Genomic DNA, 17,623 nt, shown 5'->3' on the forward strand with positions numbered 1-17,623 from the left:
ACTATACTTATTATAAAAAAATTAATAAATAAAGACAGTTTATGTGGAAAAATTTCAAACTGAATAAATTTTTACTCCTGATTCCATTAACCAGTCTAATGTTTTGTTTCAACTCGCCACAGAATGACGATGAAAAGATGCAGACGATAATGGTGAGCGTAAAAAACACACTTTCTTATCTGCATTATAGCCCGAAATCTATCAATGATGCCTATTCGAAGGACGTTTATAAGCATTATTTCGAATTGGTAGATCCAGCGAAAAGATATTTTCTGCAATCTGATATGGATGAATTCAGCAAGCATGAAACAAAGCTTGATGACTATATCGGACAAGGTGATCTTACATTCTATAAGCTTACCATTGACAGACTCTACCAGAGAGTGGATGAGATTGATAAAATCACACAGGATATCTTCAGTAAGCCCATCAATCTTCAGGAAGATGAAACGCTTACTCTTGAGCCCAAACTAAAAAAAGTACCTGCCAACAAACAGGAACAGTATAATGAGTGGAAAAAATTCATCAAATACAACATCCTCCAGGAAGTTGAGTCGATGAACAGCAAAGAAGAAGCTCAGAAAGAAAAGAAAGACTCTGTTCAGAAATATAAACTGAAAGATACGATCAAGTTTAAGCCACTTACTCAGGACGAGAAGATCAAAAAAGCGACTGATGAGGTAAAAGACCTTGTAAAAGATACTTTCACGAGATTCAAAAAGAGAAAGAAAATGGATTGGTTTACCGTGTATATGAATGCGTATACTGAAGTATTTGATCCGCACACCAACTATTATTCTCCAAAAGATAAAGAAGATTTTGATACCCAGTTCACCGGAAAAGTAATTGGTATCGGAGCCCTGATCCAGGAGAAAAAAGGAAACCTTTACTTAGGAGCGCTTACCATTGGTGCACCGGCATGGAAATCCAAGCAGCTTTCAGAAGGAGATAAAATCCTGAAAGTAAGATCAAAGCCGAAAGAAGATGCTGTAAATGTGGTAGGAATGCTTTCTGATGAAGCGGTAAGACTGATCAGAGGTGAAAAAGGAACTCCGGTAACCTTAACTGTTCAGAAAAAAGATGGTTCCATTAAAGATGTAACCATGATCCGTGAAGAAGTTGCTATCGAAGATACATTTGCAAGAAGTATTGTAGTGAATGCTCCAAATGGTAAGAAATACGGTTTCATCAACCTGCCAAGCTTTAATGCTGACTTTGAAAATGCCAAAGGAAGAAACGCTTCTGATGATATTAAAAATGAAATCATTAAGCTTAAAGAACAGAACATTCAGGGAATCATCCTTGACCTTAGAAATAATGGTGGAGGTTCTTTAACTGAAGTAGGCGATATTATGGGACTTTTCATGGAAGCTGGTCCTTATGTTCAGGTAAAAGACGGAAACGGAAAAATACAGACGCTTAAGAACAAAAATGAAACTCCAATCTGGACAGGTCCGTTGGTTATTATGCAAAACGAACTTTCGGCTTCAGCTTCAGAAATCCTTGCAGGAGTAATGCAGGATTATGGTAGAGCGATGATTATCGGATCTCCACAATCTTTCGGAAAAGGAACCGTGCAGACTTTTGTGGATCTGAACAGATTCCTGAACACGGAAGATGATTTTGGATCTCTAAAACTGACAATCCAGAAATTCTACAGAATTACAGGAGAATCTACACAGAGAAAAGGAATTGTTTCTGATATCCAGATGAAAGACTTCTTTACGTATGCTGAAGTAGGAGAGCGATATGATGATTATGCATTGGCCTGGGATAAAATTCCACCTACAAAATTCCAGAAACTGAACTATTTCAATATCCAGGCTCTGGAGAAGGCAAGTGCAGACAGAATGGCTAAAAACAGCAATTATCAGTTGCTATTAGAATCTGCTCAGTGGAGGGAAAAACTGGATAAAGAAGAAAATATCACATTGAATATTACAAAATTTAATGAGCTGATGAAGAACAGAAAATCTCAGATTGAAAAGTTCAAGGCTTTGACAAAATTTGAAAACGGTCTTCAGTTCATCATGTATCCAAGTGAAATTGAAAGAGAGAAAAAAGACGAAGCTTTCAAGAAAAAATCTGAAATGTGGATCAAGAATCTGAAAAAAGATCTTTACCTGCAGGAAGCAATGAATATTGTATCAGATATGGGAGCTAAATCCTAAACATAAAAAAACCGCTAATTAAAAGATTAGCGGTTTTTTTATTGAATAAAGTAAATTATTTAATTTCTACACATCCTACTCTTCCTCCTGCATTTCCGGTAGGCTGAGTATGGAAATCATCTGCAGCAGCGTGTACAATAAGACCTTTTCCGATAATGTTCTTAGACTCGTCTGTACAGCCCAGACACCATTTGTCTGTCTTGAAAGTCAATGTTGCCGTTCCGTTCTGATCAGCAACCAGGTTTCCTATATCTCCCATATGGAAATGTTCAGCACCCCATTTACCATGATCATTCTTCGAAGGATTCCAGTGGCCGCCTGTAGAAGTTCCGTCTGCAGCTGAGCAGTCTCCTTTTTCATGAATGTGTACCGCATGGATTCCAGGAGTAAGGTTGGTAATATCAAGCTTCATGGTTACTTCATTTCCATTTTGAGTAAACTTCGCTGTTCCCCCTGTCTGTGTTCCGCTTTTGGCATTTACAGAATAGGTTTTTGTGGTTCCGCATGAAACGGCAAAAACTGCAAATCCCGCCAATAATGCTAATGTTTGTACTTTCATTTGTTAAATGATTTATAGTGATTTTACGATAAATTTAAAAAAGATTTTCCAAAGCGCTTTATGATCTCACTCTTTTTTAAAAAACAGGTTTAAATAATTACTGGCATAAGGCATCTTTTAACTTTAAATTCCAAAATCTTGAGATGAATAATATGTTGTTTAAAGAGAGATGAAAAAAAGCTTTATTTTAGTCGTTAAAAAGTCATTTTATCAAGCCTTCATAGTTGGAAACCAATAGAAAATGATCATTCTTTATACATTCATCAGCGAAGAAAAACATCAGTCACGTTTAGATCGATTTCTGCCTGCTTTTTCTCAGGAGGTTAATCAGAATATCCTGCGATACAGAAGATGGCAGGATGTGCAGCTTTCTTTACTGGGAAAGGTGCTTTTACAATATGGTCTGAAAACGTATTATAATATTTCTGATGTAGAAACAGGAGTTCTTCCCAATAAAAAGCCTTACTTAAAAGACCATCATCTTCATTTTAATATATCGCATTCCAAAGAGCTTGCGGTCTGTGCTATTGCAGAATATCCTTTGGGAATAGATGTTGAATTCAGAGATCCGAAGATCAATTATCAGGATTTTATATTTCAGATGACGGCCAAAGAGCTTCAGAAAATTCATGATGCTGAGGATAAAACGAAAGAATTCTTCACTTATTGGGCAAGAAAGGAAGCTGTAATAAAGGCCCATGGAGCAGGAATGATGTTACCTTTGGATTCTTTTGAAATCTTGCATAATGAGTGTATTATTGAAGAGGAAAAATTTTTTACCAAAGAGATTTTTATCCATGAAGATTATCACGGTTATATCGCCTCTTCAGATCAAAAAATTAAGGATGTGAACCCTCTTATTAAATACTTTCAAGAGGAAGTTTGAACGTGAAAATAAAAAAGATTTTCTGATAATAGCAATAAAAGACAACATAATTCCGCTCCGGAAAAATATCTTTGTGAATTAACAATTTTGAAGTGGAAGAATATAAAAAACGGATTGTAAAAACAATTCAATATATTGATAACCATATTGATGCGGAGCTGTCTCTGGAAAAAGTTTCAGAGGTAAGTGCCTATTCACCTTTTCATTTTCACAGAATTTTCAAGCTGGTTACAGGAGAAACCCTTCAGAACTATATCATCAGAAAGAAAATAGAGAAAAGTGCTCTTCATCTGGCGGTTCATAAAAATATGGAGATCAAGGAGATCTATTGGGATCTTGGTTTCTCCAATCATTCAGTTTTCTGTAAAACATTCAAAAAATATTACGGTCTCGCGCCCACAGAATTTCGCAGATCAGCACCGGAAAAATTTCACAGGATTTTACAAACACAAAGCAAGAACGGACAAGTTGAGACGGTTTTCAGCCAATACATTTGCAATATTGAAAACCTGTTAAACTGGACTAAAATGAATTTGAAAATCGAAATAAAAGAAATGCCGGAAATGAATCTGGCATCCATTATGAGCCTTGGAATGGCCAACGTAGAACCTTCTTTTAATATCCTGATAGACTGGGCAAAAAAGAAAAACCTGTTTCCGCGGCAAAATCTTAAAATGATTTCTGTATATCATGACAGCTGTAAAATCACACCTCTCGATAAAGTCAGAATTCACGCCTGTATGCTTTTGGATGAAAAACTGCAGCAACAGGAGGGAGAAGTATTTTCAGAAACGTTAGAAGGCGGAAAGTACATTGTAGGAAGCGGAGAGGTGACATTGGATGATTTTGAACAATGCTGGGTTTCTCTGTTCTTATGGATGAACGAAAACAACTACGCCATGAGAAGAACTTTTCCTTATGAAATCTATCACTCCAATTTTAAAGAACATCCGGAAGGGAAGATGATCGTGGATTTTTGCATTCCGGTTCATTAATTACCATTCGGGAGCAAAAGAATGCCTTTCAGTAATAATTTTTTTACAGAAAGGTATTTCTCATGCTATTTTTGATTCCAGAAAACAATAAAAATGAAAACACAAGGACAAAACATACTGTTTCTGATTCTTCTTCTCACTTCCATTATGGGATATTCCCAGGTGAAAATATCGGGGAAAGTATCCTTTAAAAACAAAGGAGTCGCCGAAGTAAATGTAACGCTCAAAGACACCTATGATGGGGCTACAACAGATGCTCAGGGTAATTTTACCTTTGAAACTTCAGAAAAAGGAGCTCATACAATTACTTTTACCCACCCGAAATATGAAAATGTAGAAAGATCAGTTTCTATTGAAAATCAAGATATATCTTTGAATATTGATCTTAAAGAACAGATCAGTGAGATTGATGCAGTAGTAGTTTCTGCAGGATCTATTGAAGCCAGTGATAAAAAAAGAGCAACAGCATTACTCACTCCCATTGATATTTATACAACGGCAGGAGCAGACGGACAGATTTCTTCAGCATTGACTTATCTTCCGGGAGTACAGAAAGTAGGAGGAACAGAAGGTTTATTCATCCGTGGAGGTACCGGAACGGAATCTAAAATCTTTATGGACGGAAGTCTTATCAATAATTATTTTTCTAATTCTGTTCCGGGAATAGCGGGGAGAGATCAGTTCAATACTTCACTTTTTAAAGGAAATGTTTTCTCAAGTGGTGGCTATTCTGCATTGTACGGGCAGGCTCTTTCGGGAGCATTGATGCTGGAAAGTGTAGATCTTCCGGAAGAAACCTCCTATAACTTTGGGATTTCACCCATTTTTCTGAGTGCAGGATTTCAAAAGTTAGGAGATAATAAAAACTATTCCTATGGTGCTACAGCAGGATATTCTCTTTTAAGTCTGATGCAGAAGGTCTTAAATTTTAATACAGACTTTGTAGAAGCTCCCCAAGGTCTTAACGGAGATCTGAATTTCAGATTTAAAACAAAATCAGGAGGCTTTTTCAAATATTACGGAATGTTCAATTCCAATAAAATGGGCGTGAGATCAGAAAGTCTTACACCCGGATATGATTTCAGTCTGGTAAATCTTAGCGGTAAAAATACATTTCACAACCTTTCTTTTAAACAAAAATTCGGAAAATATCTGCTTAATGTGGGCGGTTCTTATTCCTACAATAGATCGGATCTTCATTTTTCAACAGAAACCAATGATATTGAATCCAACAGAAGCCAGCTTCTCACTGACGGAAACTATGTGAACTTCAAAGCAGTTCTTGAAAGAAAGATAAACAGAATCAGTGCCGTAAGAGGAGGAATTGAACTGAATAATACCGATGAAAACCTGAATTTTGAAGCTGTGCAGAAACATTATAAAGACCTGATCTCTTCTGCTTTCGTGGAAACAGATCTTGGCTTCAGCAATGCATTGTCAGCAAAAATAGGGGTGAGAGCAGAGCATTCTTCTTTTTTAGGAAAGGATAATATTGCGCCTCGTTTTGCGATTGCCTACCGTCTTGCAAAAGACTGGACCACTTCATTAGCTTACGGGATTTTTTATCAGAATCCGGAAAGTAAATACATCAATGGACCTGCCAATCTTGGTTTTCAGAAATCACAGCATTATATTTTCCAGGTTCAGAGAGCTTCAGAAGGCAGAACTTTACGTTTTGAGGCATTTTACAAGAAATATGACCAGTTGATTAAGACGTTCAATATTACCCAGAACAAAGAGCAAAATCAGCAGATTCAGACCGCTTTAAATAATGATGGCTACGGATATGCAAAAGGACTGGAGTTTTTCTGGAGAGATAATAAAAAGACATTTGAAAATATCGATTACTGGATCAGCTACTCTTATCTGGATTCAAAAAGGGATTTCCTGAATTATCCGGTAAGCCTGCAGCCGAGTTTTGCAGCAGAACATACCCTTTCAGCAGTAGCAAAAAGATTTATTCCGGAATGGAAACTTGGAGTCAACTTATCATATACCTATGCTAAAGGACGTCCATATTATGATATTGCCTCTACATTTAAAGATGGAAAAGCAATAAATTTCATCCGAGATGAAGGAAGATTAAAAGATTATAATGCATTAAACTTCAGTATTAATTATCTTCCGAATATCGGTAAAAAAGATGCGAAAGCTTTCCCTGTATTTGTATTGAGCATCAGCAATATTTTAGGATCAAAGAATGTATATGGCTATAATTTTTCAGCCAATGGTTCCAGAAGCTCTGCTATTGTTCCGCCAGTCAATACTTTTGTTTTCATAGGAGCATTTATAAGCTTTGGAGTAGATAAAACAGATGATGCCATCAATAATAATTTATAAAAAACATATCTTAGAACAAACAAACATAACTCACTTTTAAAATTTGATATCATGAAAAAATACCTTTTAAGTTTTGCTTTAGCTTTTGTGAGCTTAACAGCTTTTGCACAGGCAGATTATGACAAAATAATGTCTGAAAAAATAGCCAGAATTGAAACCTGCAAAACCTCAGAAGATTTCCAGGCTCTTGCAAATGATTTCCAGAGAATAGGAAGTAAAGAAAGTACAAAATGGCTTCCGGCTTACTATGCCGCATTTTCTTATATCCAAAAAGGAAGAACCCTGATGAGAGACGGAAAAATGCAGGAATTGGATGGTATTGCAGATCAGGCAGAGAAAAGTCTTTCATTGGCTCAGAACCTTGCAGGAGCAGATAATGCGGAAATTCATCTGTTGAAAAAAATGTCTTATTCTCTCAGAATGATGGTAAATCCTGCCCAGCGTTATATGACAGATGGAGCAAGAGCTGCTGAGGAACTTAATATTGCAGAAAAATTAGACCCGGCAAACCCAAGAATTGCGCTTATCAAAGCAGAAGATGTCTATTTTACTCCCGAACAGTACGGAGGAAGCAAAACCAAAGGATTGGAACTATTTAAAGATGCTCAGGCAAAATTTACAACATATAAGCCTAAAACAGCTTTAGATCCTAACTGGGGAAGAGGAGAAGCCGATTATTTCTTAAGCTTACCGGCAGAAAAAACAAAATAGCTTTTTCTATATTTCAAATTAATCAACCTTCATTCGTGAAGGTTTTTTTATACCATTCGGAAAGAAAAATCAGCCCTTCGGTAACAATTAATTTGTGATACCTTTAATAAAAACTAATTTTGAGTCAAGAAAACAGATCATGAAACGGAAAAACTTTATCGTACTATTCTGGGTATCGCTTGCAGTCTCCATGTTTTTCTTTTTTGTCTTTACAGAAGAGAAGAATCTTGAAAACTTTTTATATACCCTGCTTATCTCTTTTATTTATTCTTTTGTATTGGGAGGAGGAAACGGGCTATTGAACAGTTTTCTGAATAAAAAGGTCCCATGGTCTGAGGCTACAACCAAAAGAGCGGTTATCAGTATTATTTCAATTATTGTCGCCAATTTTGTACTGGTCTATTTCTGCAATTATGTCAATTTTGTACTTATTCAAAAAGCAGCTACTACAGAAGAGTTTTTCCTTGGAAAATATAATTTCCTCAATTGGTTTACCATCAATATAGCATTGTTGATATCCGCTTTCCTTCATGCCAGAAGTTTCATGGAAGAGCTGAAGAAAACTTCCCGAAAAGAAGTGGTGGAACAGAAGCTTATCGCCAAATCTGCAAATGCCCAGTTTGAAAGTTTAAAGAACCAGCTGGATCCACATTTCCTTTTCAACTCATTGAATGTTTTAAGCTCGTTGATTGATGAAAATCCTCGTCAGGCACAAAAGTTTACTGCTTCAATGTCAAAGATTTACCGATATGTACTTGAACAAAAAGATAAAGAACTGGTAACAGTAGAAGACGAGATAGAATTTGCAAAAACCTATTGTGAACTTTTGAAAACAAGATTTGAAGACAGTGTGGATTTTACCTTTGATGTTGCTAAAGAGGATTATCAGAAATATGTAGTTCCACTGGCTTTGCAGCTCTTGCTGGAAAATTGTATCAAACACAATTTTGCCACATCATCAAAACCTCTGATCATCAGAATTTTTTCAGACGGAAATACGCTCTGCATTGAAAATAATCTTCAGGTAAGAGAGCAGATCAAAGAAAGCTCAGGAATTGGTCTGGCCAATATTGTACAGCGTTATTCCCTTATTACAGAGCGAAATGTCTTCATCGAAAAATCTGAAGATCATTTTAAAGTAAAACTTCCAATGCTCGTGGCTAAACCACAAGTTTCCATATCAAAACCTGAAGATGATTCTGCAGCTTACCAACGGGCACAAAAAAGAGTAAAAGAGATTAAGAGTTTTTATATGAACCTTATTTCTTACTGTACGGTAAGTGCCTTTTTAATCTTTATTAATCTTTTTACGAGCAGCAGAAATCATTGGTTCTGGTTTCCTGTACTGGGATGGGGAATAGGCGTTGCTTCTCATGCATTTCAGGTGTTTGGAGTAGGTGAATCCTGGCAGGAAAAGAAGATTCGTGAAATTATGAACAAACAAAAAAAATAGAATCATGAGAACATTTGAAGAAAACAATATTGAATATCAACAGGCAAGAAGACAGGTAGAAAGACTGCGTGGGTTTTACGGACATGTATTCGCTTATATAGCAGTAAATGCTCTGATTGTTGTCTATAATTGTATGCACCTGAAACCTGGTGAAAGTTATTTTCAGTTTAAAAACTTTTTCACGGCAACTTTTTGGGGAATAGGACTTGCAGCACATGCAGTTACCGTTTTTCTGCCCCGTGTTAATTTTATCAAGAAATGGGAAGATAAGAAGATCAAGGAACTGATGGATAAACAGAAAGATCACTAAAAAGGAAATTTTAATCTAAAAAAATTCTTTACAATGAATACCTTATCAACGCTGTTCTACATTTCAATGGCTGCTTGGTTTCTCACGGAATTCCTTTACAAAAACATGTTGAAATCTGGCAAAGAAGATCAAAAAAACAAGGATAAATCAACTCTGAATATCCTATGGCTGGCCATTCCTTTTTCCATTGCAAGTGCAGTATTTGTGTCTTATCAGACTCATTTTCCAATAATTGACGGTATCTGGATTTTATATCTGGGTGAACTTTTTATCGTTATAGGGATTATTGTAAGATACATGATCATCAGGTCATTGGGAAAATATTTTACAGTAGATGTAACCATAAGACAGGATCATAAAATCAAAAAAGAAGGATTTTATAAATATCTGAGACATCCTTCCTATGCTTTTTCCCTGTTAACTTCTTTTGGCCTCGGTTTGTATCTCAATAACTGGCTTTCATTAGTCTTTGCTTTTGTTCCTCCGTTTTTAGCCTTTGCCTACAGAATAAAAATTGAAGAACAGACGCTGATAGAACAGTTCGGGGATGAATATATTGAATACAGAAAAAGAACCAAAAAATTGATCCCTTTTATCTATTAATGGCAGGTTTTTACAATTCAGACAGCATAATCTACCATTCGGTCACATAAAATTGATTCATGGCACTTTCGTGAGCTACCTTTGATTCAAGAAAAAACAAATCAACCTTTAAAACAAATCATTATGGAAATTTTACCTGACAAAGAAACAATTGCTTACAGAAAAGCTTCAAGAAGAGTGAAAGACCTGAAAGAATTTTATGGAAACCTTACCTCGTACTGTATCGTTATTCCTTTTTTAGCAATACTGAACATTGTAACTGCTCCCGGATATTTATGGTTTCTATGGCCTGCACTGGGATGGGGAGTAGGAATTGCATTTCATGCCATAAGCGTATTCGGAATTGGTAAAAGCTGGGAAGAAAGAAAAATCAGAGAACTGATGGAGAAGGATGAAAAACAGAAAATAAAAACACTTTAAACAATAACTTAAAAACTTATAATATCATGGATTACGATACTGCCCACACAAGAACCAACAATATCAGAAAATTCTATAAAAGCCTTTTTATATTTGCCTTATTTGCCGTTCTAATCATTCCTGATGATATTTTTGGAGAAAAGATGATTAGCTTTCATTGGTTTGACCGATATATCATCCTTGGAATCTGGGGATTTATTATTCTGGTAAAAGCTGCAAAACTATTTCTCTTTGATTCCGAATGGGAAAAGGACATGATTGAAAAAGAACTCAGAAAAGAGAAAAAAACAATAAATTATTAAAATCTGTCCACTTTTATATAACTTTATTTCCTAAAATCTGACAACCAAAACTTAAACTCAATGATCAAAACTGTCATTATAGAAGATGAAAAACCTGCTTCAAGGAAGTTGGAGAGAATGCTGAATAACTTTCCTGATATAGAGATCGTTGCTAAAATAGAATCGGTGGAAGAAGGTGTTGCCTGGTTTTCTGAAAACGAACATCCGCAGCTGATCTTTTCAGATATTGTTTTAGGGGATGGATTGTCTTTTGATATCTTTGAAAAAGTACCTACAAAAGGTTTCATTATCTATACAACAGCCTTTGACCAATATACGCTGAAAGCTTTTAAACTGAACAGCATTGATTATCTTTTAAAACCCATTCTTGATGAAGACCTGGAAGGAGCAGTGGAGAAATTTAAATCATTTATTCCAGCCAATGACACTAATGGTTCTCAGGATATCAAACAGTTAATCCGAAAAGAAAAGTCTACGCTTTCCAGAGTTCTGGTGAAAATAGGCTACAACCTTAAGATTATACAGACTCATGAAATAAGCTGTTTTTTCAGTGAAAATAAAATCGTTTATCTTCAGACGGAAGACCGTACCTATCCATCAGATTTTACACTTGATGAGCTGGAAGATGTACTCGATGAGAAAAAGTTTTTCCGAGTGAACAGGCAATTTATTATCAGTTCGGATTATATCAAAAATATCCATACTTCGCCTTACTATAAAGTGGACCTTGAGTTTCAGCCTGAAGAAGAAATAACGGTCAGCAGAGACCGTGTGAAAGATTTTAAAGACTGGTTGGTCAGTTGATAAAGATTAACTTAAAAAACAAACACCATGGATCTTATTCTATTTATTTTTAAACTATTTCTCTCTCTATTTTATCCCTGAAAAAATCATCAGGCATTATAGAAATCACTGGCAGATTGTACAAACTGGTGGAATGCGTCGGTAACTTCTTTTGAATGCTTGTGGGTAAGCGGAAATGGAACCATATGGGAATATTCAAACGGGAAATCTTTGATTTCAATATCTACATTGATGTTCCTGTAGCCACCCTGCAGCGTATTGAGTGCTTCTATCGGAGGAGCAACACTGTCTTTCTCTAATACATAAGCCTTGATCTGAGATTGGATTTCCTGAATTCTTTCTTCTCTTTCCTTCTGGAAATAATTGTAGCGGAGCATTTTTTTGAACCAGCTTTCCTGTGGATGCAATGCTTCATTCTGATAATGTTTCAGACGTGAATCTGACTTAAAATCAGAGCTCAACAATTCCGTAAAAACAGACTGCATTTTAACTGTTGCCTGAGTATCCATGATGTATTTGGATATCGGAAACATCCTGTCAATTGTCATTCCACCACAAAAGCAAAACACTTTTGATCGGGTAAAATAATGTTGAGGATCTGCCATTTTGATAATTAAAGCAAGAAATGATCCTATAGAATACCCAAATAAATCCAGATCTGCTTCTGGAGAAATACCCTTGATTTTGCCCTTTTTAATATCTTTTACCACTTCTGTAATATCAGAATAGGTCTGTAGCCCGGACCAGAATATTCTTTGCGGATGCGCTTCCAGTCTGGAACTTATCGCAGCATTTACATAGGAATAATTCATGTTTTCCGGATACTTTTTTTTCCTGAAATTAACCACTTCCATCATGTGACGGCGGTCACTCCAGATAGGTTCTGCTCGATCCATATGAAACGCAATAGGGAACAGTATGATGGCCTTTTGTGTTCTTTGGGCCAATTCATACGCCCATGGCAGGTATTTATCCCATTTCTTTTCATTCAGTCCATGGAAAAAAAACAAAGCTCCTTCGGCTGTTTCTATATCTGCCCGCTTCAGGATATGATATTCAAATCTTTTATTGCATTCAATATCAAAATCTTTGATGTCTACAGCAGGTTGGTTGTACAAGAGATAACCATTTTTGTTGATTTCGAGGGTTTGCTGATGTTTGTTGCACTGCTGTTTCTCTGAGCCATAAAGCAGATCACATACCTTGGATTCAAAAGGAATTGATTCAATGCTTACATTCAGTTCCTGGAGTTCAACCCTGTCTTTTCCGGAATCAAAATGATTTTTCAAAACTTCATACAATTCATAATATTCCATAGCAAGACGATTGAAGGGTTTATATTTAGAACCATCAAGTTAGAGAATTATTGCGGTAATGAATTGATTTTTAAGGTTTAAATATATTCCAGGCATAAGAGAAATATAATAGACCCCGAAATAGTCTTATTCCGGGGCCATGATATAGAGATTGATGATGATGTTTATTGTTAAATTATTTTTTTGTCCGATAATCTTTATTTTTTTTAACTATCTGTAATCTATTCTGTTAGATTCTGTATCTTCAAGTTGTTTAACAATTGATTCAGGTATTTCGTCACTGTCAATGGGAAAACTGATGGAATCAGAAATGAAGTTTTTTCTGTCCGCTTTTCTGAAGATTTCAAATAAAGCAATCGGCTCCTGATTGAAACTAATGCAGGTGCTTATAAAGTGGATTTCGTGGAGTTTATAGTCCGGGTTCTTAAGTTTTTCTTTAATATCCTTTATCCTTGAAATGAAATGTCTCTGACGAATAAAAGTATTGCTGTTCATGATGATGAAAACATAATCAGAATAGGCGGTTACTTTTCCAAAGTATTTGTGATGATCACCACCGCTTCTTTCAATAAAATATTCTCCTGTGGTTTCCGACTTATAAATTTCCATGGCAGAACGCCATATGCGGTCTTCTTTTGCCATCAAAGGATTATCGGGCAGATTTCTGTTATAAGAATACCAGCACCCTACTAAACGGTCTAAAAGAGCGGTATTCATATTGGTATTATTAATATCAATCCTTAGATCATTAAAATTGAATGCTTCCGTATTTGAATTTATGAAATCTATGTAATTGGAATATCCCAAAACTTTGACAATTAAACTCAGCTTAGCAAGGTTGGGTCTGCTTAAAACCGCATTCTCGTTCTGTTTGAATTTTTTCAGTTTATTGATGATCAGATGCTCATACAGATAATTTGTTCCCAGAATATCAGGTTCTTTTTTGATCTCTTTTTCTGAATGATCATTGATAATCAGTTCATTTAGTTCAGCGCTTATATAAGACCATTCGGTTTTGGTCACATCTTCCCAATGGTTTTTCTTTAAAAATTGCCGGCTTAAGAAATTCATCAGTTTCTCAAGATGCAGGATATCTTCCTTTTTCATGGTGTTTATTTATAAGACTAATTTAAGATTTTTATCAAACTAAAAAAGATTTTTGAAAGACTTTTATATTGTATAATCCATTGATATTTGAGTAGAAAAACAAAAATCAAAACAATGGAAACAAAAATGTTATTACAAGATGAGTCTCTTTGGAACAGGATACAGGAATTTTCTCTGGATGCTCCGGGAGTTGATTTCCCTTTTTCAAAAAAGCTGGCCAAAGAAGAACGCTGGAGTCTTGATTTCGCAAGAAAAGCAATTGAAGAATACAAAAAGTTCGTGTATCTCTGCTGTATTCTTCCCCACGGAGCTTCTCCCAGTAACATCGTTGACAAGGTTTGGCATATGCATCTGATTTATACGCAGAATTATTGGGAGGAATTCTGTCCCCATATCTTAAAAAGACCGCTTCATCATCATCCTTCCGAAGGAGGCTCTGCGGAAAAAGAAAGACATCAGAACTGGTTTGAAGATACTTTAACAAGTTATCGGCAGATATTCCGGCAGGAAGCACCAGAAGAAATCTGGAGAGAGCGTAAGAAAAAGTCAAAAGTACAATTTTGGCTTAAAAAAATGGCCTTCTTTGCTCCCATATTTGTGTTACTGCTTTTATTTTCGTGTACAGAAGGAGATAGCTTTTCAGGGTTAATGGTTACTGGAGTTGTATTCGGGATTATTTTCATTCTGGGAACGATCGTTTCAATCATAGGAGATCAGGAAGTTTCTGACCCTAACAGAAAAGATAAGCAAAATAATGATGGAGGAAGTTGTGGTGGCTCAAGCTGCAGCGGAGGAGGTGGTTGTGGAGGAGGCTGCGGTGGTTGCGGTGGATGCGGAGGCTGTGGAGGATAATAAAACTCATCATTATGAAAAAACTCATCATTCATTCAGTTCCGGTTGTGATAGGCTTTATATGGCTTATGGCAGTCCATTTGACATTTAATCCGGTTATTCTTAAAGGACCTGACTTTTTGAAGTTCTATGTCATTCTGGTTCTAGGATTTTACGCTTCGTTTTTTATGCTAAATTCTTTGAAAGAAACCATTTCGGGAACGGCATTTTATTTCGCAGGATTTATTTTCTTGTTGGGAATTATCAAGCTTATCAGAGGTGTCATATTGGGAAAACCTGTTGGATTTCTTGTTGTGATATTAATAGCAGAAGGTATTGTTACATTGGTTTTTATCTCAGGTTATGTAAATGAAAAGATAAAATAAAATTTATTATTAAAAACAAACCCGAAACAAAAATGTTCCGGGCTTTATTATGTGTTGTTGATATTAAATATCTTTCTTTTCTTCTTTTGTGGGCTGATAGCCATATTTTCGAACCATAACGGAAGTCAGGACTACCAAAATAAGACTGATCGCGATATTGGAGTTTTCCGGATGTACAATGGCCTGATAAAGATTATAACCGAAAATAGAGGATACAACTGCAATCAGAATATTGTTTACATAAGCATACTGGTTTTTTGTAGATGTTTTCATAGTAGTATTTTTTATTGTTATTTACTCCGTAAGTATGATAACTTAAAAAACGTTACAGAAAAATTTAAAAAAAATATTTTCTTAAAAAAACAATCTCAATCACCCGAATCCCGTACCCGAAACTCTTACGAAATCACACCACTGCCGATCAGCTCCTCATCAATATACCATGAAGCAAACTGTCCTTCAGCAATAGCAGACTGAAGTTCATCAAATTCAATATAAAAAGCATTTTCAAACTGATACAGGGTTGCTTTCTGCAAAGGCTGTCTGTATCTGAATCTGGCCATTACTTCCATAGATCCTCCGTTCTGAAGCCTCAAATCTTCACGTACCCAGTGCAGTTCAGAATTATCAATTTTCAGAGCTTTTTTATGAAGTCCCGGGAAATGGCTTCCTTCTCCTACGAAAAGAATGTTGTTTTCCATATCTCTGGAGATGATAAAACAGCTTTCTTTGTGTCCGCCTATACCAAGGCCTTTACTTTGTCCGATCGTGAAAAACTGGGCACCCTGATGTTTCCCGATTACTTTTCCGTCAGATTTTTTATAATTGATTTTTCGTGATAAAAACTCAAGTTCCTCTTCTTTGGAGGAAAATTCAGGTTTTTCTTCTGAAAATAAAGGAGAATCTTTGAAAATTTCTACAATTTCCCCTTCGTTAGGTTTTAATTGCTGTTGTAAAAACTGGGGAAGGCTTACTTTTCCGATAAAACATAATCCCTGAGAATCTTTTTTATCTGCCGTTACCAGTCCGATTTCTTTTGCAATTTCTCTTACCTGAGGCTTTGTAAGTTCTCCGATAGGGAATAATGCTTTTGAAAGCTGATCCTGGCTTAGCTGGCAAAGGAAATAAGACTGATCCTTATTATTGTCTTTTCCTGCAAGAAGGTGGAAAATTTCTTTACCGTTTTCATCAAAAGTAGAATTTACCCTTGCATAATGTCCTGTTGCTACCTTATCGGCACCCAAAGACATTGCGGTCTTCATAAAAACATCAAATTTTACTTCTCTGTTACATAATACATCAGGGTTGGGAGTTCTGCCTTTTTCATATTCGGCAAACATATAGTCAACGATACGTTCCTTGTAAAGTTCACTCATGTCTATCACCTGGAAAGGAATTCCAAGCTTTTGTGCCACCATAAGGGCATCATTACTGTCCTCAATCCAGGGACACTCATCTTCTAATGTTACGGAAGCATCGTTCCAGTTTCTCATAAATAAAGCCACTACTTCATGGCCTTGTTGCTGCAGCAAATAAGCTGTAACACTAGAATCTACACCTCCGGAGAGGCCTACTACTACTTTCATTGTATTCAATTTTACGAAACTCTTAACGGGAGTTCTTAGTTTGATGTGGCAAAAATACAATTAAAAAATTCGTAAAAAAACCATAATTTTAAACATTGATAAAAACGATAGAGCTATATGTCATCTTTTTATCAACCTCTGCAAATGAAAACAGATGAGAATATAATTGTAACACCAAAAATATAACATATGAAAAAGTTTATTATTTCTATGATGCTGATATCTTCAGGATCAGTTTTTTCCCAAATTTCAGTAGGAGCACCCGTACAGGAAAACAGCAAGTGGACTTTTGGAGGAGGCATTGGATTAGGATTTGGAAGTAACAGCGCTTTTAATCTGTCTGCATCGCCAAGAGTAGGTTACAGATTTACTAATGATTTTGAAGGCGGTGTGGTAGGAAGTGTTTCGTGGCAGACTTCTGATTATTATAAATCTACCATGTTTGGAGTAGGTCCTTTTGTCAACTATTATTTTGCCAGATCATTTTACGTGGGAGCTAACTATCAGCATTATTTTGTTGATTACAAGGATAAATATTACGATTATAAATACAATACGGAAGAAAATGCATTATACCTTGGAGGAGGATATATGCAGCGGATCGGAAACAATTCCTTCATGCAGCTGGGTTTAATGTATAACGTGCTTTGGAAACAGAATTCCAGTGTGTTTTCCAGCGGTCTGATCCCGAACATTGGTTTTGTAGTAGGACTTTAATATTTGATTTATCAATAAGAAAGGGCCTAACCTGTTTAATCAGAAACCAAAATAGTCAAAATCTATAAAAACAAAAAACCCTGGGAAAGTTCCCGGGGTTTTTCTATTTGAAAATTATTTATTTAA

General features: G+C 35.9%; 19 protein-coding genes. 14 read left to right on the forward strand and 5 right to left on the reverse strand.

Going from position 1 to position 17,623, the window contains the following annotated elements:
- Positions 1–41 precede the first annotated feature (41 nt).
- Positions 42–2,171 (forward strand): carboxy terminal-processing peptidase, encoded by a 2,130-nt coding sequence (locus tag DEU39_RS13575; protein WP_120232329.1) that lies wholly within the window; start codon positions 42–44, stop codon positions 2,169–2,171.
- Positions 2,172–2,226: 55 nt separating this feature from the next.
- Here the strand turns inward: DEU39_RS13575 and DEU39_RS13580 are convergent, their stop codons facing one another.
- Entirely contained in the window at positions 2,227–2,730 is a 504-nt protein-coding gene (locus tag DEU39_RS13580; RefSeq protein ID WP_062672846.1) for a superoxide dismutase family protein, read from the reverse strand.
- A gap of 241 nt (positions 2,731–2,971) precedes the next feature.
- Between DEU39_RS13580 and DEU39_RS13585 the strand changes: the two genes are divergently transcribed.
- The 10 genes from DEU39_RS13585 to DEU39_RS13630 all read left to right on the forward strand — a co-directional run bounded on the left by DEU39_RS13585 (position 2,972) and on the right by DEU39_RS13630 (position 11,554).
- Complete coding sequence (locus DEU39_RS13585) at positions 2,972–3,616, forward strand: 4'-phosphopantetheinyl transferase family protein (protein ID WP_120232330.1); 645 nt, start codon at positions 2,972–2,974, stop codon at positions 3,614–3,616.
- A gap of 92 nt (positions 3,617–3,708) precedes the next feature.
- Positions 3,709–4,611 carry a GyrI-like domain-containing protein gene (locus tag DEU39_RS13590; protein WP_120232331.1) on the forward strand — a complete coding sequence of 301 codons (903 nt, stop codon included), beginning with the start codon at positions 3,709–3,711 and terminating at the stop codon, positions 4,609–4,611.
- Positions 4,612–4,704: 93 nt separating this feature from the next.
- Complete coding sequence (locus tag DEU39_RS13595) at positions 4,705–6,951, forward strand: TonB-dependent receptor (protein WP_120232332.1); 2,247 nt, start codon at positions 4,705–4,707, stop codon at positions 6,949–6,951.
- 51 nt (positions 6,952–7,002) lie between these two features.
- Positions 7,003–7,662, forward strand: coding sequence for a hypothetical protein (locus tag DEU39_RS13600; RefSeq protein WP_120232333.1), 660 nt, complete (start codon positions 7,003–7,005; stop codon positions 7,660–7,662).
- Positions 7,663–7,801: 139 nt separating this feature from the next.
- A complete protein-coding gene (locus DEU39_RS13605; RefSeq protein WP_062672857.1) occupies positions 7,802–9,115 on the forward strand; it encodes a 2TM domain-containing protein in 1,314 nt (437 codons plus the stop codon).
- A 4-nt stretch (positions 9,116–9,119) separates the two neighbouring features.
- Positions 9,120–9,425: a 2TM domain-containing protein gene (locus DEU39_RS13610; RefSeq protein ID WP_120232334.1), complete on the forward strand. Its 306-nt coding sequence runs from the start codon at positions 9,120–9,122 to the stop codon at positions 9,423–9,425.
- A gap of 33 nt (positions 9,426–9,458) precedes the next feature.
- Positions 9,459–10,028 (forward strand): methyltransferase family protein, encoded by a 570-nt coding sequence (locus DEU39_RS13615; protein WP_120232335.1) that lies wholly within the window; start codon positions 9,459–9,461, stop codon positions 10,026–10,028.
- A 123-nt stretch (positions 10,029–10,151) separates the two neighbouring features.
- Positions 10,152–10,448, forward strand: a complete 297-nt coding sequence (locus DEU39_RS13620; RefSeq protein WP_120232336.1) for a 2TM domain-containing protein — start codon at positions 10,152–10,154, stop codon at positions 10,446–10,448.
- A 26-nt stretch (positions 10,449–10,474) separates the two neighbouring features.
- A complete protein-coding gene (locus DEU39_RS13625) occupies positions 10,475–10,750 on the forward strand; it encodes a 2TM domain-containing protein (protein WP_120232337.1) in 276 nt (91 codons plus the stop codon).
- A 60-nt stretch (positions 10,751–10,810) separates the two neighbouring features.
- Complete coding sequence (locus tag DEU39_RS13630) at positions 10,811–11,554, forward strand: LytR/AlgR family response regulator transcription factor (protein ID WP_120232338.1); 744 nt, start codon at positions 10,811–10,813, stop codon at positions 11,552–11,554.
- Positions 11,555–11,643: 89 nt separating this feature from the next.
- Here the strand turns inward: DEU39_RS13630 and DEU39_RS13635 are convergent, their stop codons facing one another.
- Together DEU39_RS13635 and DEU39_RS13640 are read right to left on the reverse strand one after the other, a co-directional pair.
- Positions 11,644–12,870, reverse strand: a complete 1,227-nt coding sequence (locus tag DEU39_RS13635; protein ID WP_120232339.1) for a DUF6051 family protein — start codon at positions 12,868–12,870, stop codon at positions 11,644–11,646.
- A gap of 210 nt (positions 12,871–13,080) precedes the next feature.
- Positions 13,081–13,977 carry a hypothetical protein gene (locus DEU39_RS13640; protein WP_062672870.1) on the reverse strand — a complete coding sequence of 299 codons (897 nt, stop codon included), beginning with the start codon at positions 13,975–13,977 and terminating at the stop codon, positions 13,081–13,083.
- Between the two features lie 114 nt (positions 13,978–14,091).
- Here DEU39_RS13640 and DEU39_RS13645 point away from each other — a divergent pair, with 114 nt between their 5' ends.
- Both DEU39_RS13645 and DEU39_RS13650 read left to right on the forward strand, forming a co-directional pair.
- Entirely contained in the window at positions 14,092–14,829 is a 738-nt protein-coding gene (locus DEU39_RS13645; RefSeq protein WP_120232340.1) for a glycine-rich domain-containing protein, read from the forward strand.
- 14 nt (positions 14,830–14,843) lie between these two features.
- Positions 14,844–15,194, forward strand: coding sequence for a hypothetical protein (locus DEU39_RS13650; RefSeq protein WP_120232341.1), 351 nt, complete (start codon positions 14,844–14,846; stop codon positions 15,192–15,194).
- Between the two features lie 63 nt (positions 15,195–15,257).
- Here DEU39_RS13650 and DEU39_RS13655 read toward each other — a convergent pair whose 3' ends face one another.
- The gene (locus DEU39_RS13655; RefSeq protein WP_120232342.1) at positions 15,258–15,467 is read right to left on the reverse strand and encodes a hypothetical protein; all 210 of its coding nucleotides are present in this window, start codon (positions 15,465–15,467) and stop codon (positions 15,258–15,260) included.
- 125 nt (positions 15,468–15,592) lie between these two features.
- On the reverse strand, positions 15,593–16,780 hold the full coding sequence (gene mnmA / locus DEU39_RS13660) for a tRNA 2-thiouridine(34) synthase MnmA (RefSeq protein WP_120232343.1): 1,188 nt from the start codon (positions 16,778–16,780) through the stop codon (positions 15,593–15,595).
- A 189-nt stretch (positions 16,781–16,969) separates the two neighbouring features.
- Here mnmA and DEU39_RS13665 point away from each other — a divergent pair, with 189 nt between their 5' ends.
- The gene (locus DEU39_RS13665) at positions 16,970–17,497 is read left to right on the forward strand and encodes a hypothetical protein (protein WP_120232344.1); all 528 of its coding nucleotides are present in this window, start codon (positions 16,970–16,972) and stop codon (positions 17,495–17,497) included.
- Positions 17,498–17,623: the final 126 nt, after the last annotated feature.

The sequence above is a fragment of the Chryseobacterium sp. AG363 genome (assembly GCF_003610675.1).
GTDB classification, from domain to species: Bacteria; Bacteroidota; Bacteroidia; order Flavobacteriales; family Weeksellaceae; genus Chryseobacterium; species Chryseobacterium cucumeris.